Consider the following 22,272-nt stretch of genomic DNA (forward strand, 5'->3'; position numbering starts at 1 on the left):
ATGGAATCACAAGAGGAGGAAATGAAGTCATGAATCAAAACCACAAAATAACCAGCGGCATTTCACGCCGGGATTTCCTGAAAGGAGCTGCTGCCAGTGCTGTCGGCTTTGCCGCCGCAGGACTTTTGACTGGATGTGAAAGTCAGACCGCACCGTCCGCTTCGCCTTGTCCTGAGGCCATAGCCCCAACGACGCAGTTTGCCTGGGAAACGGCGCCGGATCCGATCCCGGACGATCAGATTAAAGCGACAGTAGAAAGTGATATCGTTGTTGTCGGCGGGGGATTCAGCGGGTTGTGCTGCGCCCTGTCTGCTCGTGAAGCCGGAGCAGAGGTTGTTCTAATTGAACGGATGCGTCAGGTCATCGGCCGCGGCGGTTCTATTTTCGCGATCAATTCTAAGCTGACCCGGGAAAAGGGATATGCGCTGAGCGAGGAAGAAATCAGCAAGATTTATAAGCGCATGATGGGCTACCATTCATACCGTATTGACGGCAGCAAGTGGATGCTGCACGCCAAGCGCAGCGGTGAGGCGATGGACTGGCTGATCGATCACATGACCTCAGCGAGCCAGGTCGGAGGACATGATCTGACACCGGTTATGGAGCACTGGTATTCGGATCCGGAAGATGTCAACGGAGAATTCCCGGGAACGCATGAATTTTTAGGCGGACCCAATGGCAAAGGACCGGATGATAACCCGCAGCAGGACGTCTGCGACAACATGGCCGCCTACTGCGCTCAGGCCGGGGTGGATATGCGCTATGAAAACGCCGCAAAGCAGCTGGTCAAAGAAAAGGGGCGGGTCATCGGCGTGATCTGCACCAATGCGGACAATGAATACGTGAAGTATATCGCACGCAAAGGCGTCGTCATGGCGACTGGGGATTTTGGTGCGGATGCAGAAATGCTGGAAAAATATATTCCGTGGGCGCTGCAGGCTGGACGGGGCGGAATCTGGGAAGGCTCCGGACATAAAATGAGTTATTGGGCAGGGGCTGCCGTGGATAAAAGTGAAACGCCGACGCCGATGATTTTCTGTTTCCAATGGCGCAGCATCACCCGTCAGGTTCGGGCTTTCCAGGGTCTGATGGTCAACAGCGACGGTGTCCGCTACACCAACGAGGACAACGTAATCTCCCACGGCGGATTATCCTTGATGCATGAAAAGGGACATCATGCCTATGCGATTTGGGATCGTGCCTATGCCTCTGAACCGCAGTGGCAGAACCATCGTTATGTCGACGGGCCGAAGGTTTTTGAAAATGAACAGGAAGTCATCGAGTATTGGGATGAAATCGTTGCCAGCTCCGGCACGATTGAAATGAACGGCTCCGGTTCCATCGACGTGAAAATGGTCAAAGCCGACACGCTGGAGGAACTGGTGGAGAAGCTGGGATTGCCGAAAGAAACCACACTTGCGACAATCGAACGCTATAACGGATACTGCGAGCAGGGCGTAGACGAAGAATTCTACAAACGGAAGGAACTGCTGCTGCCGATCAAAACCGGACCTTTCTACGGCATCCAATGTACGCCATGGTTTTTATCCACGGTAGGAGGAATCCGCTGCAACGATCACATGCAGGTCATGAACGCCGAAAATGAAGTGATCGAAGGCTTATACTGCGTCGGCTCAATGGTCGGCGATATGTACTGCAACTGTTATTCCACGCATTTCCCTGGCCATAATCTGGGTGCAACCTGTCTGACCTTTGGCTATCTGACAGGCAAATATCTAGCTGAAGAGGCCTGATTGACAAGCGTTAGACTTTCATCATTCTATTGAGAACAGAACAAGCAACCCAAGCTCATCCGCAGCGCTGATTTTTAGGCGCTGCTTTTTGTTAAAATTTCCTGTTTCAGCGCCTTGACTTTGCCCTAAGGACAAGGTGTATCCTGAATTCAGAGATCTTGAAAGGAGGAAAAGTGATGTTGACGATCGGCGAATTTTCTAAAATCTGCCGCGTATCGCCGAAAACCCTGCGCTATTATGAAGCCATCGGTTTGCTTCAGCCCAGACTCGTAAATCCGACGACAGGGTATCGTTTTTACGCTGCCGATCAGCTTGAAACGATGCGGCTGATCAATCATCTCAAGGCGTACAGCTTCACGCTGGAAGAAATTAAGCTGCTCGTTGTCACGTTAAGCGGTAAGCCGGAGGATCTAACCGCGGCCCTGACCGAGAAAAAACAGGAGCTGCGGCGGCAGGCGGAACAGCTCACGCAGCAGCTGCAGCAGTTAGACAGGGATATCCAAAATCTCCATGACGGCCATTCGCTGTTTGCCAATGACGATGAAATTCCGGTTCAGCTGACGGAAGTTGCCGACAGCGAGCTTTTATCCTGGCGGCTGATGGTTCAGGAACAAGCCTTTCCCCAAGCCTATAAACAGGGCTTTGGAACCTTGTTAGAAAAGCTTCGGACACAGGGCTTAACGATGAGCTGGGCACCGATGGTCCTGTTTCACGACGCGCAGTTTTCAGATGAAGGTCTGGATACAGAGTTTGCGGTTCCGGTAGCGGAAACAACTCCTGAAACCCGGCTTTTTCAGCCCGGACTTTGCCTAAAGACAGTTGTCAGCGGCATTCAGGCGGATTTTGCGGCAGTGTATGCCCGGCTGATCCATACGGCCCAGGTTCAGGGTTATCACAACTCAGGTCCGTTGTTTGAAGTTTATTTATCCGATCCTCAAGACCATCCGGAAACCCTGATTACCGAAGTCTATTACCCAGTCACGAAAAACAAAATGAAAAGAGGAGAGAACGATGGATTCCCAGAAAATGAAGGCTTTGAATGAACTTGTCAGAAACGAATATCCCAATATTGCCGGAATGGTAGTCCTGCAAAACGGTCAATGTCAAATCGAGGAATACTATCACAACTTTACATCCGAGAATCGGTTTCACATCTTTTCCATCACCAAAAGTATTGTTTCCTTGTTGATCTCGATTGCGCTTGACCGCGGTGAAATTCAAAGCGTGGATCAGAAAATCCTCGATTACTTCCCTGAGTATCCGATCCGCAAAGGCCATGAGCTGCTTAAGCAGGTGACGCTTCGGCATTGTCTGACGATGTCTGTTCCTTATCGGTTTCGCTTTAATCCCTATACTCGATATTTTACCAGCGATGACTGGGTCAGCTTTTCATTGAATCAGATTGGTGGTTTGGGACAGCTGGGTGAATTCCGCTACGCGCCGATCATCGGTCCGGATATTCTGACAGGAATTTTAACTCGGGCCACGGGTCGGTCGGTACTGGATTATGCGCAGGAGAATTTATTTCAGCCGTTAGGCATCCGAGTTGAAAAGAGTCTGACGTTTGCGACTAAAGAAGAACAGATGGCGTTCAATCAGACGACGACGCTGAGCGGCTGGGCCATGGGGCCTAAGGGGGTCAATACCGCCGGCTGGGGATTGACGCTGTCGCCGCGGGAAATGGCCGCGATTGGTCAATGCTGCTTAAATGACGGTCAGTTTCAAGGGCGGACGCTTATCCCGGCAGCGGAATTGAAAGAAAGTACCCGCAAACAAATCCGATGGGAAAAGATGGGGTTGGACTACGGTTATTTGTGGTGGGTTATCAACGAACACGAACACGCTTTCGCAGCGCTGGGCGACGGCGGCAACGCCTTGTATGTCAATCCGCAGAAAAACTGCGTCGTTGCGATTGCTTCGACCTTTGTACCGCGGGTCAAAGACCGGATTGATTTTATTCGCGATCACATCGAACCGCTGCTGAACGAATAAATCTGAAAATCGTCTGCGTTTCAGCATCCGCTGCGGTTTATATTCAGTTGACAACGATGAACGTCCGGTGTACTAATAAGGAAGAGGTGATCCCATGGATTCGATCAAAGCCAATATCGCCCTTCTGACAAACCAGGATCATTCGCTTGCCTATTCGGCGCTGAAGGAACTGTTGAAAATCAGCGAAGTGAGTGCGGATGCATCCCTCTATTTTGAATACTTCCTGCAGCTGCTTGGAAGTGAACAATCGTATATCCGGACCCGCGGGCTGCTTTTGATCGCCGCCAACTTGAGCTGGGTGAGCGAAGAAAAAGCAGTTCAGGCACTGCCGGCCTGTTTCGGTCTGCTTCAGGATGTCAAACCGATCACCCGCCGTCAATGCATTCAGGCTCTGCCAACGATGGCAGAAGGTCAGCCAGGCTTGAAGCAGCCAATCCTTGAAGCCTTAAACAAAACCGCGGCGGCGGATGTGCCGGAGACAATGCGCAGGCTGATTGAAAAGGATATCCAGAAGGCGCGGGAACAAATTCAGAATCAAGCCTAAATTCCAATTTAAAAAAGCCGCGCGGCCGGATCTGCAGTCCGGCTTTTTTTGCTCTTTCGGCGGAAAGAACGCTGCGGCATCCCTTGGAAAGGCAGCGGATAAAATGATGGAGATCTGGAATTTCTGGATGAATTTCCGGCGTGAACACGCTATAATGAAATTAAAGAAAAACGTCGTGGAAATCCTGAATTTCAGCGAGGATCAGTGAGTCTGAACAGGACCAAGACGGACACGGCAAAAGAAAGCGTGAAATTAGGAGGAATTATCCATGCCTGAAAGTATTAAAGAGCTTGTTTATCCGATATTAAAAGAAGAGCTGATTCCGGCGCTGGGCTGCACGGAACCGATTGCGATTGCCTACGCCTGCGCGAAGGCGAAGGAAGTGCTGGGAGCCTTTCCGGAAAAAATGACAGTGCGCTGTTCCGGCAACATCGTCAAAAATGTAAAGGGCGTTGTCGTTCCCAACACAGTTAACCTCAAAGGCATCAAAACGGCAGCGTTAATGGGCGTTGTCTGCGGGGATGCATCGAAGGGGCTGCAGGTCATCGCCGGCAGTACAGCGCAGGATGTCGCCCGGGTAAAAGAGCTGCTGCACAGCGATCTGTGCCGGGTGGAGCTGATCGAGGGTGAAGAAAACTTGCAGATCTGGGCAATTTTAGAACAAGCGGACAACTGTGTGCAGCTGCAGATCCAGCGCGAGCACACCAACATTACGAAGATTATAAAAAACGGCGAAGTGCTGCTGGACAAGGACGACTGTTCCAATCAGTCCTCAAGCACGATTGACCGCAGTAAGTTAAGCGTCGAATCGATTGTCCATTATGTGGAAACGGAAGATCTCACAGACATCCTTCCGCTGTTAAAAAAACAGGTGGAATGCAACATGGCGATTGCTGAGGAAGGCTTGAAGAATCCGTTTGGTTCGCAGGTCGGCCGCATCATGATGCAGAACAATCCCAACGATCTGTTTACCAAGGTGATCGCCTATGCCGCCAGCGGCTCCGACGCGCGGATGAGCGGCTGCAATCTGCCGGTCGTCGTCAATTCCGGCAGCGGCAATCAGGGCATGACCTGTTCGGTGCCGGTCGTTGTTTATGCCAGAGAAAAAGACGTCAGTGAGGAAAGAATGTTTCAGGCGCTGGCCTTAAGCAATCTGATCACCGTCCATCTCAAGACCGGCATCGGGCGTTTATCTGCCTATTGCGGAGCTGTCAGCGCGGCGTGCGGCGCTTTCAGTGCGATCACGTGGCTGGCCGGGGGCAATCTGCGGCAGATCGAAATGACAATTACCAATTTAGCCGGAACGATCTCCGGGATGATCTGCGACGGCGCTAAGCCTTCGTGTGCCAGCAAGATTGCTTCAGCACTGAGCTGCGGGGTGATCGCGCATCAGATGGCGCTGAATTACATCGCCTTTGAAGAAGACACCGGAATCATCAAACATGACATTGAACAGACGATCGACGCAGTCGGCAAACTGAGCCGGGACGGCATGCGGATTACCGATCAGGTCATTTTAAACATGATGATCAGCGACGAATAGGGCTGCCATCATCCATCAGCGCGAATGAGAAAAAGGAAAGATCAAACGATGTTTCCTTTTTTTAGTAGCCGCAGCGTAATTCCCATGAGAAAACCCTGAAAATCAGCCTCAGGGTTATTTTTTGGAAATGAGGATGAGTGGAAGGCCGATCAGGAAATGGTTTTACCGTATATTCAAGGCTGGGCTTAATTATGTTTGCCGATCATGACAAGGCAGCCGGCCAGAAAGCAGATGGCCTTGGCCGCCAGCGACCCAAGCGCGGTCCAGCTCTTCTGTTCCATCAGCAATACACCCAGAATCACTAAGACCAGCACCAGTGCCAGCGCCTGCAGAAGCACCTTGCGCTTGGCCTTCTGGGCAAATAGGATTCCGCACACGGCATACAGCAGAACGCCGCATAAAAGACAGCCAATTTGATAAATCGGTGTTCCCATCCAGTTAAAATAGTATAAAACACTGAAGAAGAACGAAACTAATAGGGAACCGCCAAGGAAGACGGCGGCCAGTCTGAGATAGGGGTCAAGCAAGTGTTTCATGATGTCACCTCACTCTCATCTTACGCTGGTTGTGCTGAATTATGTCAACAGGAGGAATTCAAAGTGGAATATGTTGAACTCGTTTCAAAATGTATTTTTTTCTATCTGATCATCATCATCTCACTGCGGGTGATGGGCAAGCGGGAAGTCGGCGAGCTGAGCGTCTTGGATATCGTCATCTACTTCGTCATGTCAGAAGTGTATGCTTTGTCCATCTCCGAACCGGATCAGAGTATTTGGAAGGCACTGATTGCTATTCTGACGCTGACGGTGCTGCAGATCATCATTGCCTGGGCGTGTCTGAAAAAGAAAAAATGGCGTGATTTTTTTGAAGGCAAACCGAGCTTAATCATCTATAACGGCATGATCGACCAGATGGAGATGAAGAAGCAGCGTTATACGATTGATGATTTAATGTATCAGCTGCGGGATAAGGATGTTTCCACTCCCGAGGAAGTTCAGTTTGCGATTCTGGAAAACAGCGGTACGCTGACCATCCTGAAAAAAGATGCCAGTAAACTGAAGTGGAAAGATCCGCTGATTTCCGACGGCATTGTGCAGAAACAGGTGCTGGAAGCCATCGGCAAGGATGAAGCCTGGCTGCGCGAACAGCTAGAGACCGAAGGGGTAGCGGATCCTTCAGAGGTCTTCTTATGCCTCTGGCAGAAGAACGGCTTTTTCGTCCTGAAAAAGACAACGCAGAACCCGGCCCAGATGCAGCACGGTCGTCACGAGCATGCCGCTGACTAAGGCAATGCCGACGGCCTGGGTACCTAAGGGAATCGTCAGGAAGCTGACGCAGGCTAAGCGCGTCAGACAGCCGCAGGTCGTATCGATCATCGCTTTCTGACTGCGGCCTAAAGCATGCAGCACGCTGCTGAGGCAGGGCTGAATCGAATACAGGATAAACGGCAGAGTCAGCGAACGCAGAAGCGGAACCATCTGAGTCTGATGGTAAAGCAGCTGACAGATCGGTTCGGCAAAGCAGAATAACGTCAGTCCGCTCGCACAGCCGATGAATAAGCAGCATAAGCCGATCTGAAAGAACTGCCGGCGGGCGTGATCCATGCGGTGCCGGCTGGCTTGGTAGGTGAAAGAGGGCAGCAGCCAGTTGCTTAAGGCGATCGTCGCAAAGCTGGGCAGCGTCAAAAGCGGCATGATGTAGCCGTTGAGCTGGCCATAAGTGGTAATGAGCTGCTGCTGGAGCAGAACATCGGCAAACAGGACTAAACACATCGGTTCCAAAAAGCTGGTGAGCGAGCCAATCAGCCGGCTGCCGGTCATCGGCAGCGACAGGCTGAGCAGTTCGTTGACAGTATCCCAATGCAGAGAACCCGTTAAGGTGCTGACATGGTGCAGCACCCTTTTTTTGCGTTTGAGCGCGATGCATAAATGAACGATGCTGCCGATCTCGCCGACCGACATCGAAAAGACGGCAATCGAGGCCATTTTGACCGGATCGGTGGTCGGCGCCAGCGTAAAGCAGCCGATCAAAAAGAGAATCCGCGTTATTTCCTCACTGATCTGACAGGCCGTAGGCGGAATGATTTCCTGCCTTCCCATAAAATATCCTTTCAGCAAACCGGAGATACTGACTAACGGAATGATCGGCACAACAGCCCTCAGAACCGGGATCAGCACCTGCTGCTTTAAGACGACCGCGGCTAACAGCGGGATCACTAACATGAAAAAAACGGTCAGAAGCAGGTTGTTGATCACAGAAAGCAGCACCGAGGCTTTTAAGACCGGCGTGTAATCCCGACGGGAAGCGACAATCTTGCTGACGGCGCTGGGCAAGCCCATCTGCCCCAGGGTAATCAGGAAAACCGTGGTCGGCATGGTCAGACTGTAATAATTCATCGCTTCGGCGCTGAGTACGCGCGCACAGGCGATCCGAACAAAAAAGGAAAGGATTTTTGCGATCAATGAAAGGGTAAGAAGATGAACGGTTGATCGAATGATTTCTTTTTTCATTACTTTTTCCTCCACTTTTTATAAAGTATGATTTATAATAAATAAGTATGATTAAGAAAGGGGAGAGTTCAGATGGAATCCCTGGATCTGAAAAATAAGCAGATTCAGCTCACTCTGATGCTGAAGCTGCAGCAGCTGCAGCGTGAACAGCTTCCCGGCCTAAACTATAAAAATCTTGAGGATGTCATGTTGAAGCTGGTGTGGAAACGAAATCACCCGAAGACTTTACATGAAGCTGTAAATGATATATTATCTTTATCGGCAGATCAGATCGTCCGTTTTTTATCAAAACAGGCGATCATTGAAGGGTATCATCAAGAATTATCAGAGTTTAGCGATTTAATAGGAGGAAGAAACGTATGAAAAAGGGGACAAGAACAAGTCGTTTAACGGTCTTCATCGTGACTGTTGTTGCCATCTTTGCGATGATCGGCATCTTTGCGCAGGATGTTGCGAAGAACACGACCTTGGGCCTGGATTTACAGGGCGGCTTTGAGATCGTCTATCAGATCAGTCCGCTGCAGGAAGGCAAAGACCTGCCGGCCATGTCGGCTGTGGCAGAAAGCGTCAGTAAGCGGATCAACGTCTTAGGCGTCAGTGAACCGCAGATTTTAATTGAAGGCAATGACCGCATCCGCGTGCAGCTAGCGGGGGTCAAGGATCAGGAGGAAGCCCGGCGGGTCATTTCCTCCACCGCAAACTTGACGTTCAGAGACGTCAACGACAATCTGCTTTCCGATGCGAGCATCATCAAAGAAGGCGGAGCTTCATTAGGGTATGAAAACGGTGCGCCCGTCGTCAGTCTGAAAATTGCCGATCAGGCCAAGTTCAGCGAAATCACACAGAAGGTTTCGGAAATGGGGACAGGCAACAACATTATGATCGTCTGGCTGGATTATGAAGAAGGCGATTCGTATGTCAAGGAAGCCGCTGTGGCGCAGGCCGGCGGCGAAGCCAAATATATCAGTGCCGCGCAGGTCAAATCGGCGATTTCCGGCGACTGCGTCATCAGCGGCGGCTTCACCGAGGGAGAAGCGCGTGAGCTGGCAGAACTGATTAATTCCGGCAGTCTGCCGGTCAAAATGACGGAAATTTATTCCAACGTCGTCAGCGCGGATTACGGCATCGGCGCGTTTAACAAAACGGCAACCGCAGGCATCGTCGGCGTGGCATTAGTCATGGTCTTCATGCTGGTGGTTTACCGGTTTGCAGGTTTGATTGCCGACATCATGCTGGCGCTGTATATCTTTGCGGTTTTCGCGATTTACGGCGGCATGGGCGGCGTCTTCACGCTGCCGGGTATTGCGGCGTTAGTTTTGGGCGTCGGCATGACGGTGGATGCGAATATTATTACGATGGAGCGGATTAAAGATGAACTGTACGCCGGACGTTCGGTTCAGAACGCGGTCAAAGAAGGCCAGTCAACGTCGTTTGCGACGATCTTTGACGCTCAGTTCACTACGCTCTTAGCGGCTTTGATCATGTATATTTTCGGCACCGGCGCGGTCAAGGGCTTTGCGACGATGCTGATGGTCACCGTCTTCTGCACGATGGTGCTGAATGTCTATGTTTCCCGCTTCCTGATCAATCAGATCGTGAAGTCTGGTTTCCTGGATAACAAGAAAACATGGTTCGGCGTCAAGCAGTCCAACATTCCCAACGTATCAAAGCGTCAGGAACAGTTCTATTTCGGTCCGTTTAAGAAAATTGATTTTGTCGGCAAGGCCAAATATTTCATTACCGCCAGCCTGATTATCTTAGCGGCGGCCATCGTCATGATCTGTGTCAACGGATTTGGCGGCAAGGGCGCGCTGAACCTGGGCATTGACTTCTCCAGCGGAACCAAAATTACCGTGACCTCCAATGAGGTCCTGAATACCAACGAAGTCCGCAGTGATTTTGAAGCGCTGGGCTATAAGCCAAGCCGCGTTCAGGCATCCGGTGATAAAGTCGTCTATGTGACCTTAAATCAGGCCTTGGAGCAGGATCAGCTGACGTCCATCAAGGAAACGCTGACGCAAAAATATGGAATTGAACCGAATGACAACGTCGTAACGCCGGTTGTCGGCCGCGAACTTGTAAAAAATGCAATTTCCCTGTCCTTGCTTGCCTGGGTGGTCATGCTGATTTACATCACGATTCGCTTTAAATGGGATTATGCCGTCAGCTGCATCGTGGCGCTGATTCATGACGTAGCGATTGTTCTGGCCATCTTTGCGATCTTCCGCATGGAGATCAACATTGAACTGATCTCGGTTATTCTGGCGATCATCGGTTATTCGATCAACAACTCCATCGTCGTCTTCGACCGCGTTCGGGAATCCGTGGCTGAAAGCCGCAAGCCGAAGTTAGTGAGCGAGGACTACAAGGCGATTGTCAACGATTCGCTGGATAAAACATTGGTGCGTTCGGTCTTCTCTTCAATCACAACCTTGTTGCCGATCATCGCGCTGCTTTTGATGGGATCGGGTGCGATTGTAACCTTTAACTTCGCGATGTTTGTCGGCTTGATTGCCGGCACCTTCTCCTCGATCTTCATTGCTCCGCAGATGTGGTACTATATCCGCACGCATGTCAAGCCGAAGGAAAAGAAAAAGAAAAAAGCCAAGAAAGAGAAACTTGACGAACTGACGATTCCGGGAATCAACGATTAAGCTTCAAGAAGGCGGCGCAGGCCGCCTTTTGTGCTTTAGTAAGAGCGCCTGCCCAGACAGGCAGAACGTTCTGTGATAGAATAAAACACAGGTGAAAAAACATGAAAATAGAACGAATGGAAACCCATGGTGAAGAAAAACGAATTCAGCAGGATTATGGCGTCAGTGAGCTGTGCGCCAAGGTGCTGGCCTGCCGCGGCTGTGACGACGATCAGATTCGGCAGGTTTTAAATACGGATCTGACGCTGCATCCCTGTTCCAGTCCTGAACTCACGCAAATCTTAAAACGCTTGGATACGGCCCGTCAGCGCCATGAAAAAGTCTTGATTGCCGGCGATTACGATGCTGATGGCTTGTGCGCAACAGCGATTATGAAGGAAGCCTTGGATCGGGCGGGAATTGTCAACGGCTTTTATATTCCGCATCGGCTGAATGAAGGCTATGGTTTATCTGCACAGACCGTGCAGCTGGCCAAGGAAAAAGGCTATTCCCTGATTCTGACCGTGGACAACGGCGTAGCGGCGCATGCGGCGTTAACGCTGGCGAAGCAGCTGGGCATTGAGGTCATCGTTACCGATCACCACGTGATCCAGCAGGAGCCTGAATGTCTGACGCTGCTGCATCCGACGCAGATGGGCAAGCCCTGGCAGTATTGCTGCGGAGCGGGAATTGCCCTGCAGCTGTCGATGGCGATGACCGGAGCCCGCAAACGGCCGATCATGCTGGCGGCGATCGCTACGATTGCCGATATGATGCCGCTGTGGGAAGAAAACCGGATTCTGGTGCGGCTGGGTCTGAAATATCTCAATGAGCGACAGTTTACAGCGATTGAAGCACTGAATGAGAAGAAGTGCGAAGTGTGGACGGAAAAGGAAGTCGCTTATCAGATCGTCCCTAAGCTCAATGCCGCCGGCCGGCTGGCGGAGCTGTGCAATATCAACAATATTGTGCGTTATCTGCTGCTTGAGGATCCGGGTCAGATTGAAGCGGCGGCGGTGCAGATCCGTCAGATCAATCAGAAGCGCCGGCAGATGAGCGATAAGATGACCAAGACGGCAATGGAGCGAATCCGCTCGGAAGACGCTTTTCATGTCATTGCCGACGATCAGTTCCATGAGGGCATCGTCGGACTGGTCGCGGGCAGGATCATGAATGAAACCCATCGGCCGACACTGGTCTTGGCGCCCAGCACTCAGGGATACAAGGGCTCGGTGCGCAGCGTGCCGGGTTTGGATATTCAGAGCTTTTTTGAAGATCTGCGCGGCTATCTGATTCAGTTTGGCGGCCATGCCCAGGCCGCCGGGGTGGAATTGGCGGCGGATCAGCTGGAACCGCTGCGGCAGGCGATCCTGGCCAAGATGGAGACTTTGGCGATCCCGCTGGAAGAACCGGTGCTGCAGGTACTGCCGGTCAGCGCTCAGCAGATCAGTTTGACGGCGCTGCATGAGCTGGATCAGCTGGCGCCGTTTGGCCAGCAGTTTGAGCCGGTTACCTTTGAGGTCAGCGGCTTAACGATTCTGCAGTATGCCAAAATGAAGGAAATCTATCCGAAATGGCAGACGACCAACGGCTCCGATCTGATCGATGCGATCAGTTTCAATCGGGATTTGGACAATCCGCATCCTGTCAGCTGGATCGGTCAGCTGCAGATCAATCGTTTCCGCGGTCGGGAAAAGTGTTCAATTCTTGTGGAAACTGTTGAATAAATAGATTCAATTTGTTAAAAATTTGTTATAATAACGGTATTATAGGAGGCATCAATCCATGGACTTCAAAAAATATATTGCATCAATTCCTGATTTTCCGCAGCCAGGCGTGCTGTTCCGCGACATTACACCGTTAATGCGTGATGGTGAAGCGTTCCACCAGGCGACAGCGGAAATTCAGAAGTTTGCCGAACAGGTTGGCGCGGAAGTGATCGCGGGTCCGGAATCCCGCGGATTTATCTTCGGTTGCCCGGTGGCTGCGAATCTGCATATCGGCTTTGTGCCGGTCCGCAAGCCGGGGAAGCTGCCGCGTGAAACGATCAGCTACCGCTACGATCTGGAATACGGATCCAATGAGCTGCACATGCATAAGGACGCCATCACACCGGGACAGAAGGTCCTGATCGTCGATGATCTTCTGGCTACTGGCGGCACCGTCCAGGCTACGATCAAAATGATTGAGGAGCTGGGCGGCGTGGTTGTCGGCTGCGCGTTTCTGATTGAGCTGGAAGGCCTGAAAGGACGCGAAGCGCTGGACGGCTACGAAGTCTTTACGTTGATGTCCTACGAATAAGCCGAAGAGGATTCTCTTCGGTTTTTCTCAAAAAGGGGGGATAGGGTTGTGAATAAAGGGAATACGGAAATCACGCTGGAGGCGCTGATGCGTGAGGTCAAAACATATATTCAGGAGCCGGAAAGCCTGGCATTGATTGAGAAGGCCTACCGCTATGCTCAGTCGCATCATGAGGGACAGCTGCGCCGCAGCGGCGAGCCGTATATGATTCACGCCGCGCAGGTCGGTTATATTCTGGCGACGATGAAGGTGGGGCCGCGGACGATCTGCGCCGGACTGATGCACGATGTGCTTGAGGACTGCGGCGTGGCGCCGGAACAGATGAGTGCTGACTTTGATGAGGAAATTACGATGCTGGTGGAAGGGGTCACCAAGATCGGAAAACTGAAATTCAAAGATGAAAAGGAATATCAGGCAGCCAATCACCGTAAGATCTTTATTGCGATGGCCAATGATATCCGCGTGATTGTCATCAAGCTTGTCGACCGGCTGCATAATATGCGTACGCTGGAATACATGCCGCCGGAAAAACAGAAGAAGATCGCGGCGGAAACACTGCAGGTGTATGCTCCGATCGCGCACCGCTTGGGTATCAGTGAAATTAAAAATGAATTGGAAGACCTCAGTTTCTATTATCTGGATCGCGAAAAGTATTACGAGATCGCCCATCTGGTCGAAGAGAAAAAGGCGATGCGCGATGAACAGGTCAAGCATATGATCCGCGACATTTCCCAAATGCTGCAGGAGAAGCAGATTGAGTTCCGGATTTTTGGCCGCAGCAAGCATCTTTACAGCATCTACAAAAAGATGAAGACCAAAAATAAACGCTTTGAGGAAATTCTGGATCTGTTGGCGATCCGGATCGTCACAAAGACCAAGCTCAACTGTTATGAGATTCTCGGCTATATCCACGCGGCGTATCGCCCGATTCCCGGTCGTCTGAAAGACTATATCGCCGTTCCGAAATCCAACATGTACCAGTCGCTGCACACCACGATTGTGGGCGATGAGGGGCGGATTTTTGAAATCCAGATCCGCACTGAGGAAATGGACAGCATCGCGGAAATGGGCATCGCTGCCCATTGGCGGTACAAGGAAGGCACAAAGTATGATCCGCATAAGGAACAGCGGGAAATTGAACAGAAGCTGTCGTGGTTCCGCGATCTGTCTGCGCTCACCGGCGATCTGTTAAGCGATGATCCCAACGAATACATGGATACCCTGCAGAAGGATATCTTTGAAGCCAATGTCTATGTCATGACGCCGAAAGGTCGGGTCATTGAGCTGCCCAACGGCTCAACTCCGATTGACTTTGCCTATCGCGTGCATACCGAAGTTGGCCATTCCACAGTCGGTGCGATGGTCAACGAAACGCTCGTACCGCTCAACACGCCGTTAAAGACCGGCGATGTCGTGCAGATCAAGACGTCCAAGCAGTCAGCCGGACCGAGTGAGGACTGGCTGAAATTTGTCAAAACCAACCATGCGAAGAATAAGATCCGCGGTTTTCTGCAGAAGAAAGAAGTGGAAAAGAAAGCGGAATATGTCGAACGCGGCGAACAGATTATCCGGGATGAGCTGAAAAAACGCGGCTATCCGGAGAAGGATTATTTTGAACGCAAGAAAATCGATGCGGTCCTGCCGGTTTTCCAAGTCAGTTCGTATACCGATCTGATGTATGGGATTGCGGTGAAGTCAATCTCAGTCATCAGCGTGATTGAGAAGCTGACCAATCAGAAAAAACCGATTATTTTGGATAATGAAACGGTCAGCCGATCGTTTGCGCCGGCCCGCAAAGCGCCGAGCAAATCAGGGATTATCGTGCCGGGCATTGAATCGATGATGATTTCGCTGGCCGGCTGCTGCAGTCCGATTCCGGGAGATGAAATTGTTGGGTATATTTCCAAAGGCAACGGCGTCAAGGTTCACCGCCGCGACTGTCCCAATGTCGCTCATGAGAAATCACGGCTGATCGACGTGGAGTGGGACGACCGCCGTGAACCGCGCAAATATGAAGCGACAATTCAGATTTACAGTCATGACCGCAATTTCCTGCTGACTGATCTCATGACTGTGATCTCCCAATGCAAAGCTTCGCTGCAGAACATTAATTCTTCAGTCAATCAGGAAGAATTAACGGTATCGACAAAAATTATGCTGCTGGTTGATGATTATGATCATTTAAAAACACTGATTGCGAATCTGAAAAAGGTGAACAGTGTAGTCAGTGTTGAACGTGTTATTCAGTAAAGGAGGAGTTCATGCATGAAACTCAGTACAAAATGCCTGTTGACAACTCTGGGCGCTGCGGCGGCAGCCGGGACGGCCTTTGCCGTGCAGCGCGGTGCGAATCAGCGCCGTCAGCAGCTGAATTCAGAAACCGGTATGGAATTGAAGGAATACCGGATGATCAACGGCATTCAGCAATATCTGGTGCATCGCACGGAAAATGACGAGCTGCCTGTGCTGCTGGTTCTGCATGGCGGACCAGGCGAATCGGCGATCCCGACGCGCTATCTGGCTCAGCGGGACTGGGAGAAATATTTTACCGTTGTCAACTGGGATCAGCGGCTGTGCGGCAAGACCTTGCAGATCAACGCTGACAAGCAGACCGAGCTGGCTGCAACTGTAACTTTGGAGCAGCTGATTGAGGATACCCGTGAAATCTGCGATTATCTGCGCGCCAAGTATTATCAGGATAAAATTTTCATTTTGGGCCATTCCTGGGGCAGCGTTTTAGGTTCGATGTTTGCCCGTCAATATCCGGATCGGGTCAGAGCGTATGTCGGCGTCGGTCAGGTGGTCAATATGCGGCGCAATGAAGAACTGGGATATCAGAAGGTTCTGCAGAAAGCCCGGATCGCAGGGGCGGATCATGATGTCCAGACGCTGCTGGCCTTGACCCCATATCCTACGGCAGAGTTCGGTCAGGAAATGATGGATAAAATGATGACAGTGCGCCGCCTGCAGCGCAAGTATTGCTTAGCCTCACCGATTACACTGAAGGATTTGTGGCAGATGGCGACGACCCCGGATGTCAGTTTGAATGAGCTTCCGGTCTATTTTAAAATGGATTTTCAAATCCAGCTGCCGTTATTAAAAGAGCTAATGGATTTTAATCTGGAAGCTTTGGACAGCCATTACGCAGTACCGGTGTATTATCTGTTGGGAGATCACGACTGGCAGACGCCGTATCCGATCGCCGAAGAGTATTTTGCGAAAATTGAAGCGGTTCGCAAGCAGCTGATGTTAATTCCTAACGCCGGTCATAATACGATGATCGATCAGCCGGAATATTTCCTCAATGCACTGCGAATGGTTTTATTAGCATAACGATGTTGAAAACTGCGGGGAAAGATCTTTGCCGTATCCGGTGAAGGCCTCTTTCCCCGTTTATCTTCCAGGTGGGATATGAATTTTTTTCATTTCTTTGCATTTAGGACTCGATTTTTTGAAAAGAATTATGTATAATAGATAAGCATACGGAGAAATACCCAAGTGGCCGAAGGGACCAGTTTCGAAAACTGGCAGAGGTGAAAGCCTGCGGGGGTTCGACTCCCTCTTTCTCCGCCATAAGCAGTTAAAGCCCTTAGCAAAGGGCTTTTTTCGTGTTTTGGTCGAGAAAGAGGGGGTCGGCGCAGCACTTCTGCGCAAACTCAATTCTAATTTTGAGCGTGAATAGGAGAACGCTGTTTTCTGAGGCTTTCTTTCCTCGTGAGCTTTCTTCGACTTCTTGAAAAAGAAAAAGCCGCAGCGCGGCAAATGTCAGAACGTTTACAGAACCTCGTAGAAGATCGTCAGTAAAATGCTGAGTGCCAAAAGCAGGACAGCCAATTTTAAAACGAAATGTGAGCTTGTTCCCCGCCGTTCTTTTTGTTTTTGAACATAATCGAAATACCGCTGGGATCCGGTTGGCTGCGAATGGCGCGACAACAGGTTCTTCGCTGACGAAAACGAATACGACAGAAAGTCAAAATATCCGCCGTGGATCAAGAATTCCAGCAGTCCCACTACGATGAAGACCAGACTGAGGATCGACAGAACGTCGATAAAGGTCAGCAGCGGATTGTTGGAAAAGAGCGCGCATCCGGCGCTGAACACGATCGCTGCGATCATGCAGATCAAGTACGGTTTAAGATTTTTTTTCATAGGTTACCTCGCTGTGTATTATATCAAATCCTGTTGGGAAGACGAAACTAATTTCACAAAATTGTCATATTTCATTTCACTTTTTAAGAATATCATTCTCAATATTGGTGCTATTTTAACTCAATGCAGTAAAATTTAAAGATTCAAATTTTCCATGATTGAAAATTGATTTTGAAAGGAATATACTAAATGGCGTGCTTTAGAATAGGGAGGGGAGGTCTTGCTATGGAATCTGTAATCCTGGATCTGATTCAAACGGATCAGAAGACACGGGAAGCCGTGGAAGAAGCGCATCGCATGAAGTTTGAGTTGAAGCGGAAAATCGCTGATACCGAGAAACAGCTCAGCGAGGAAGCGTGGAAGGAAGTTCACCAGCGTGTCGACGCCAAAAAAGCTGAACTGGATTATCAGATCAGTCAGGTGGAATCCGAAAATCTGAAAGAGTATGAGCAGGAGCTGAAGCGGCTTCAGGCCCATTATCTGGAGAAAAAAGAGGAATGGCAGAAAGAGCTGGTTCGCCGCTGTCTGGAAATTTAGGCGGATTGGACAATGATCCAGTAAAAAAGGAGGGGTGCCATGGGAACCACATCGAATGCAGCGATGGCGACCAAAGCCAAAGCGATGTTTGGAAAACGGCTGACGGCTTCGGATTATCAGCAGCTGCTGCAGAAGAAATCAATTCCGGAAATCGCTTCTTACCTTAAGAATGAAACGTTATTTCAGGAAGCGCTGGAAGGGTACAGTGAAACCGGACTGCACCGCGGTCAGCTGGAAATGCTGATTCGGCGCGATCTGGGAACCCGGCTGTCCCGGCTTTTACGGTATGCCAGTACCAGTGGAGATAAGTTTTATCACTACGGCATCATGATGAGCGAGGTCGAGCAGATTATGGCCTGCATCCGCGCTTTTAATGATGAGGATAACTACAAGATGATCGGCGAGCTGCCGCTGTATATCGAAAAGAGTACGTCGTTCGATATCCGGGCGCTGGCTCAGGTTCATGACTTCGGCGCTTTGCTGGAAGTGTTGGACAAAACGCCGTATGCCGATCTGATCCGGCCGTTTTCCGTAACCAACATGGAAGACTTTGATTATACCGCCTGTGAAAGCGTTCTGCGGAAATACTTCTATGATCAGGTCATGAAGATCGTCGATCAGGAATTCAGCGGAAAAGTGAAAAAAGAGATTAAGGAAATTTTCCTGACGCAGATCGAATTGGACAACATCACGCGAATTTACCGTTCAAAACGATATTTTAACGCGACGCCGGCGCAGATCAAAAAAGTCATCAATCCGGTTTATCTGCGGATTCCAAAACGCGAATTGGAAGAGATGATCGATCACTGCAATGCGGAGGAGTTTATGGAACGGCTGGCACGTTCCGCTTACCACAACTATTTGGATTCCTCTAATTTTGCGTATATTGAATATCACGCGCAGTCGATCAATTACAACCTGAATAAGCGGCACATGATGTTTTCGACCAATCCGGACATTGTGCTGATCGCCTATCTGGTTTTGTCAGAAACAGAAATTCAAAACGTCGTTGATATTATCGAGGGTGTCCGCTATGGAATCCCGGCGGATAAGATTAACCGGCTGTTGATTTATTAAGAAGAAAGGGGGAGCTTATGTCAATCGTAAAAATGAAGCTGGCGACGGTGCATGCCAATGCAGATCAGTTTCAGGACGTGCTGAAACGCTGCGTGTCCTACGCTGAATTCCATCCGGAACCGGCGGCGCATCTGATCAATGACGACAACGGCGGAAAGCCGCTGAACGATGAAAACGTCTATAACGAATATCTGAACCAGCTGAAAAATATTGGCCATAGCGTTGGGTTTGAGCTGAAAGCCGGACCCGTCAGCCGCAGTTATGATGAAGCGGAAATTGAAGCGTTTATCAAGGAAGTCAACGAACAGTTCGCGATGATCGCGGATACGCACGAGCTGATGACCTTGACGGACAACGATGAGATCGCTTTGGAAAAAGTGCGGAGCTATGGATTTGAGGCGATGCATGAGTGCCAGTATATTTCGTTTGGAATGGGCCGGCTGCCGGCCGAAAGCTTTAAAAAGCTGAGTTTGATTGAAAAGCCAAACTTCGTCGTGGAGGAACTGCATAAAAGCGGCCAGTATGTCTGGATTCTGTATGCAACGTCCAACACCTTTGTCAAAGAAGTCCGAAAATGCATGGAAAGCCTGTTCATCGAGGAAATTCCGATCCCGCGGATTGACGGGAAGAAAATCCTGGAACAGTATAAGGAAAAGCTCACCGAAGTTTATTCCTATTGTGCTTATACCAGCGAGATCCGCAAGCTGTATCGGTATGTGATGCAGGTGCAGGACGATTACCAGCTGGCCGGTTTTGTTCCAGCCAACAGTGCGGATCAGTTTGTCAGATTATTCGACGGTCTGAACGTCAGGGTGGATTTAGCCCAGCCGGAAACGGCGCCGCAGCTGGTGCCGCCGACGATGCTGCACAATGCTTGGCTGTTCCGCCCGTTTGAAATGTTTGTCGAAATGTATGGCCTGCCGAATTATCAGGATCTGGATCCGACGCCGTTTGTCGCCGTGACGTTCTGTCTGTTGTTTGGCATCATGTTCGGCGATCTCGGTCAGGGTGCGCTGTTATTGATCGGTGGTCTGCTGCTAGAAAAATGGAAGCACAACCGGCTGGCCGGGATCGTCGGCCGGGCAGGTTTGACCTCCATGATCTTCGGTTTCCTGTTCGGTTCGGTCTTCGGCGTGGAAACACTGCTCAATCCGGTTCATCAGAGCCTGTTTGGGGTTCGTGAGAAGCTGTTTGAGGTCATGGATGCCAGCGCAACGATGCCCTTGTTGATCGGCGCGGTTGCGATCGGTGCAGTTCTGATCTTAATGACGATGATTCTCAACATTTATCTCAATGTCAAGCGCAAGCAGATGGCCGAGGCGCTGTTCTCTCAGAATGGCGTTGCCGGGTTTGTCTTCTATGGCTACATTATTCTGTTTTTAATCGGCATGTTCATGCCGAAAATGCTGCCGTTTAATCCGGGAAGCAAGCCGTTGATGATTCTGTTCATCGGGGTGCCGGTCGTGCTGTTCTTCTTAAAGGAACCGCTCAACGGCTTAATGAAGGGCGAAGGTCTGACGCCGCATCAGGGATGGGGCAACTTTGCACTGGAAGAAGTGTTTGAAGTGCTGGAAATCATCCTGAGCTTTGTCACCAATTCGCTCTCTTACCTGCGTGTCGGCGGTTTCGTTCTGAGCCATGCCGGCATGATGCTGGTCGTCATGACGCTGGTCAAAATGACCGGCAACGCCGGACCGGTCGTCTTTGTGCTGGGCAACTTGTTTGTCATGGGCTTAGAGGGACTGATCGTCGGCATTCAGACATTACGTCTGGAATATTATGAAATGTTCAGCCGTTATTTTGTCGGCAACGGAAAGAAATTTACGATGATTTCATCGGAAAATGCATAAGGAGGAAAATAAACCATGTTAACATTACTTGAAATGCTGCTGCCTTTGATCGCCGTGATCCTGGTGATCGCACCGCTGTTCTTCATCTACAAAAAAGGCGCTTCGGCGGAAAACCTGAAAACCAAGCTGATCGCTCAGATCTGTGTCTTCGGCGGCGTCTTTGTCTTAGCGGTTCTGTTCCAGTTCGGCGGGGTCCATGCTTTGGCGGAAGGCACCGCGGCTGCTAATTCCATCACGGGGACACTGGCTCAGGGGATGGGCTTCATCGCGGCCGCTTTGGCGACCGGCTGTTCTGCTATCGGCGCCGGCTGGGCCGTCGCTTCAGCGGCACCGGCAGCGATCGGGGCCATTTCAGAGAATTCGGAAAACTTTGGTAAAGCGATCATCTTCGTCGCCTTGGGTGAAGGCGTTGCGATCTACGGCCTTCTGATTTCCATTCTGATCATCAACAAACTGTAAGCCGGGGATTGTCATGAAACTTTATTTGATCAGTGACAATATTGATACCCAGATGGGCATGCGCTTAGCCGGGGTCGAAGGCGTCGTGGTTCACGAACGGGATGAGGTGCTGGCCGCTTTGGACAAGGCGATCAGCAATCCGGAAATCGCGATCGTACTGATGACCACGAAGATCGTCAACACCTGCCCGGACGTGGTATCCGATTACAAGCTGCGGCTGTCCAAGCCACTGCTGGTCGAAATTCCAGATCGTCACGGGTCAGCCAAAATCGGAGAGACGATCGACCGCTACATCAGCGAAGCGATCGGCATCAAATTGTGAGGTGAAAACAATGGCAGAGAATACAGAAGCGCTCACGGCGATTCAGGAGGATATCCAGGATCAGGCCGGAATGGTTACCCGTCAGATTCAGTCTGAGGTGCAGCAGCTGCAGGATGAGGAGATTCATTTCTTTTCCGAATCGCTGCAAAAGGAAACCGGGCATTATGAAGAAAAAGAAATCAGCGAGCTGGAACTGCTCCAAGCCACAAAGACCTCCCAAGCCAAGCTGAAGATCAAGCGGGATCTGTTGGCGCAGCGTCAGGCGATGGCGTCCGAGCTGTTCAACCATGTCGCAGACGAACTGAAGGCGTTTGCCGCATCCGAGGCGTATGCGGATTTTATGGAAAAGAAGCTGGATAAGCACGCTTCCCTGATCCGCAAGACGGGAACGTTTATCGTGCGTGAGCAGGACGCGGCGCTGATGCGTGAAATTTTAAAACGCCGGGGATATCCGCAGGCTGTGGAAACGGTCTATCTGGAATTTGGCGGATGGCGGTTTATGTGTCCGTCGGAAGGCTTTGAGATCGACGAAACGCTGGACAATGCATTAAGAAATCAGAAAGAGTGGTTCCAGAACAATTCCGGATTCACATTGTAATAT

21 protein-coding genes and 1 tRNA gene are annotated in these 22,272 nt (G+C 50.6%); 19 read left to right on the forward strand and 3 right to left on the reverse strand.

What is annotated here, in order from left to right:
- Positions 1–29 precede the first annotated feature (29 nt).
- The 5 genes from MCG46_RS06625 (at position 30) to MCG46_RS06645 (ending at position 5,833) form a co-directional block, all read left to right on the forward strand.
- Positions 30–1,754, forward strand: coding sequence for an FAD-dependent oxidoreductase (locus MCG46_RS06625; RefSeq protein ID WP_240278767.1), 1,725 nt, complete (start codon positions 30–32; stop codon positions 1,752–1,754).
- 176 nt (positions 1,755–1,930) lie between these two features.
- Entirely contained in the window at positions 1,931–2,797 is an 867-nt protein-coding gene (locus MCG46_RS06630) for a MerR family transcriptional regulator (RefSeq protein ID WP_240278769.1), read from the forward strand.
- Positions 2,766–3,746, forward strand: coding sequence for a serine hydrolase domain-containing protein (locus tag MCG46_RS06635; protein WP_240278771.1), 981 nt, complete (start codon positions 2,766–2,768; stop codon positions 3,744–3,746). Before MCG46_RS06630 ends, MCG46_RS06635 begins: the two co-directional genes overlap by 32 nt.
- A 94-nt stretch (positions 3,747–3,840) precedes the next feature.
- Positions 3,841–4,290 carry a hypothetical protein gene (locus tag MCG46_RS06640; RefSeq protein WP_240278772.1) on the forward strand — a complete coding sequence of 150 codons (450 nt, stop codon included), beginning with the start codon at positions 3,841–3,843 and terminating at the stop codon, positions 4,288–4,290.
- A gap of 268 nt (positions 4,291–4,558) precedes the next feature.
- Positions 4,559–5,833: a serine dehydratase subunit alpha family protein gene (locus tag MCG46_RS06645; protein ID WP_240278774.1), complete on the forward strand. Its 1,275-nt coding sequence runs from the start codon at positions 4,559–4,561 to the stop codon at positions 5,831–5,833.
- 185 nt (positions 5,834–6,018) lie between these two features.
- Here MCG46_RS06645 and MCG46_RS06650 read toward each other — a convergent pair whose 3' ends face one another.
- On the reverse strand, positions 6,019–6,369 hold the full coding sequence (locus MCG46_RS06650) for a hypothetical protein (RefSeq protein WP_240278775.1): 351 nt from the start codon (positions 6,367–6,369) through the stop codon (positions 6,019–6,021).
- Between the two features lie 63 nt (positions 6,370–6,432).
- Here MCG46_RS06650 and MCG46_RS06655 point away from each other — a divergent pair, with 63 nt between their 5' ends.
- Positions 6,433–7,119, forward strand: a complete 687-nt coding sequence (locus MCG46_RS06655) for a DUF421 domain-containing protein (protein WP_040451096.1) — start codon at positions 6,433–6,435, stop codon at positions 7,117–7,119.
- On the opposite strand, the gene MCG46_RS06660 is transcribed toward MCG46_RS06655, so the two are convergent.
- A complete protein-coding gene (locus MCG46_RS06660; protein WP_240278777.1) occupies positions 7,021–8,343 on the reverse strand; it encodes an oligosaccharide flippase family protein in 1,323 nt (440 codons plus the stop codon). The genes MCG46_RS06655 and MCG46_RS06660 overlap by 99 nt on opposite strands.
- A 72-nt stretch (positions 8,344–8,415) precedes the next feature.
- Between MCG46_RS06660 and MCG46_RS06665 the strand changes: the two genes are divergently transcribed.
- The 7 genes from MCG46_RS06665 (at position 8,416) to MCG46_RS06695 (ending at position 16,850) form a co-directional block, all read left to right on the forward strand.
- Entirely contained in the window at positions 8,416–8,706 is a 291-nt protein-coding gene (locus MCG46_RS06665; protein ID WP_275890956.1) for a post-transcriptional regulator, read from the forward strand.
- Positions 8,703–10,997, forward strand: coding sequence for a protein translocase subunit SecD (gene secD, locus MCG46_RS06670; protein ID WP_240278782.1), 2,295 nt, complete (start codon positions 8,703–8,705; stop codon positions 10,995–10,997). The genes MCG46_RS06665 and secD overlap by 4 nt, the downstream gene beginning before the upstream one ends.
- Positions 10,998–11,098: 101 nt before the next feature.
- Positions 11,099–12,703 carry a single-stranded-DNA-specific exonuclease RecJ gene (locus tag MCG46_RS06675; RefSeq protein ID WP_240278791.1) on the forward strand — a complete coding sequence of 535 codons (1,605 nt, stop codon included), beginning with the start codon at positions 11,099–11,101 and terminating at the stop codon, positions 12,701–12,703.
- A gap of 58 nt (positions 12,704–12,761) precedes the next feature.
- Complete coding sequence (locus MCG46_RS06680; protein ID WP_240278793.1) at positions 12,762–13,277, forward strand: adenine phosphoribosyltransferase; 516 nt, start codon at positions 12,762–12,764, stop codon at positions 13,275–13,277.
- A gap of 87 nt (positions 13,278–13,364) precedes the next feature.
- Positions 13,365–15,527: a RelA/SpoT family protein gene (locus tag MCG46_RS06685; RefSeq protein ID WP_154239583.1), complete on the forward strand. Its 2,163-nt coding sequence runs from the start codon at positions 13,365–13,367 to the stop codon at positions 15,525–15,527.
- A gap of 15 nt (positions 15,528–15,542) precedes the next feature.
- Entirely contained in the window at positions 15,543–16,610 is a 1,068-nt protein-coding gene (locus MCG46_RS06690; RefSeq protein WP_240278802.1) for an alpha/beta fold hydrolase, read from the forward strand.
- A 151-nt stretch (positions 16,611–16,761) separates the two neighbouring features.
- Positions 16,762–16,850: transfer RNA gene (locus tag MCG46_RS06695), tRNA-Ser, on the forward strand.
- A 201-nt stretch (positions 16,851–17,051) separates the two neighbouring features.
- Here the strand turns inward: MCG46_RS06695 and MCG46_RS06700 are convergent.
- A complete protein-coding gene (locus tag MCG46_RS06700; RefSeq protein ID WP_240278805.1) occupies positions 17,052–17,426 on the reverse strand; it encodes a DUF3899 domain-containing protein in 375 nt (124 codons plus the stop codon).
- Between the two features lie 225 nt (positions 17,427–17,651).
- Here MCG46_RS06700 and MCG46_RS06705 point away from each other — a divergent pair, with 225 nt between their 5' ends.
- Genes MCG46_RS06705 through MCG46_RS06730 form a run of 6 tightly spaced genes read left to right on the forward strand, consistent with a single transcriptional unit; the run spans position 17,652 to position 22,269 of the window.
- On the forward strand, positions 17,652–17,963 hold the full coding sequence (locus tag MCG46_RS06705; RefSeq protein WP_240278807.1) for a hypothetical protein: 312 nt from the start codon (positions 17,652–17,654) through the stop codon (positions 17,961–17,963).
- A 39-nt stretch (positions 17,964–18,002) separates the two neighbouring features.
- A complete protein-coding gene (locus MCG46_RS06710) occupies positions 18,003–19,040 on the forward strand; it encodes a V0D/AC39 family V-type ATPase subunit (RefSeq protein ID WP_020223047.1) in 1,038 nt (345 codons plus the stop codon).
- A 17-nt stretch (positions 19,041–19,057) separates the two neighbouring features.
- Positions 19,058–20,890, forward strand: a complete 1,833-nt coding sequence (locus MCG46_RS06715; protein WP_240278808.1) for a V-type ATP synthase subunit I — start codon at positions 19,058–19,060, stop codon at positions 20,888–20,890.
- 15 nt (positions 20,891–20,905) lie between these two features.
- The gene (locus MCG46_RS06720; protein ID WP_006060813.1) at positions 20,906–21,349 is read left to right on the forward strand and encodes an ATP synthase subunit C; all 444 of its coding nucleotides are present in this window, start codon (positions 20,906–20,908) and stop codon (positions 21,347–21,349) included.
- Between the two features lie 13 nt (positions 21,350–21,362).
- A complete protein-coding gene (locus MCG46_RS06725; protein WP_240278809.1) occupies positions 21,363–21,671 on the forward strand; it encodes a V-type ATP synthase subunit F in 309 nt (102 codons plus the stop codon).
- Positions 21,672–21,681: 10 nt separating this feature from the next.
- Positions 21,682–22,269 carry a V-type ATP synthase subunit E gene (locus MCG46_RS06730; RefSeq protein ID WP_240278810.1) on the forward strand — a complete coding sequence of 196 codons (588 nt, stop codon included), beginning with the start codon at positions 21,682–21,684 and terminating at the stop codon, positions 22,267–22,269.
- The last annotated feature ends 3 nt before the right edge of the window (positions 22,270–22,272 follow it).

This window comes from Holdemania massiliensis (assembly GCF_022440805.1).
Lineage (GTDB): Bacteria > Bacillota_I > Bacilli_A > Erysipelotrichales > Erysipelotrichaceae > Holdemania > Holdemania massiliensis_A.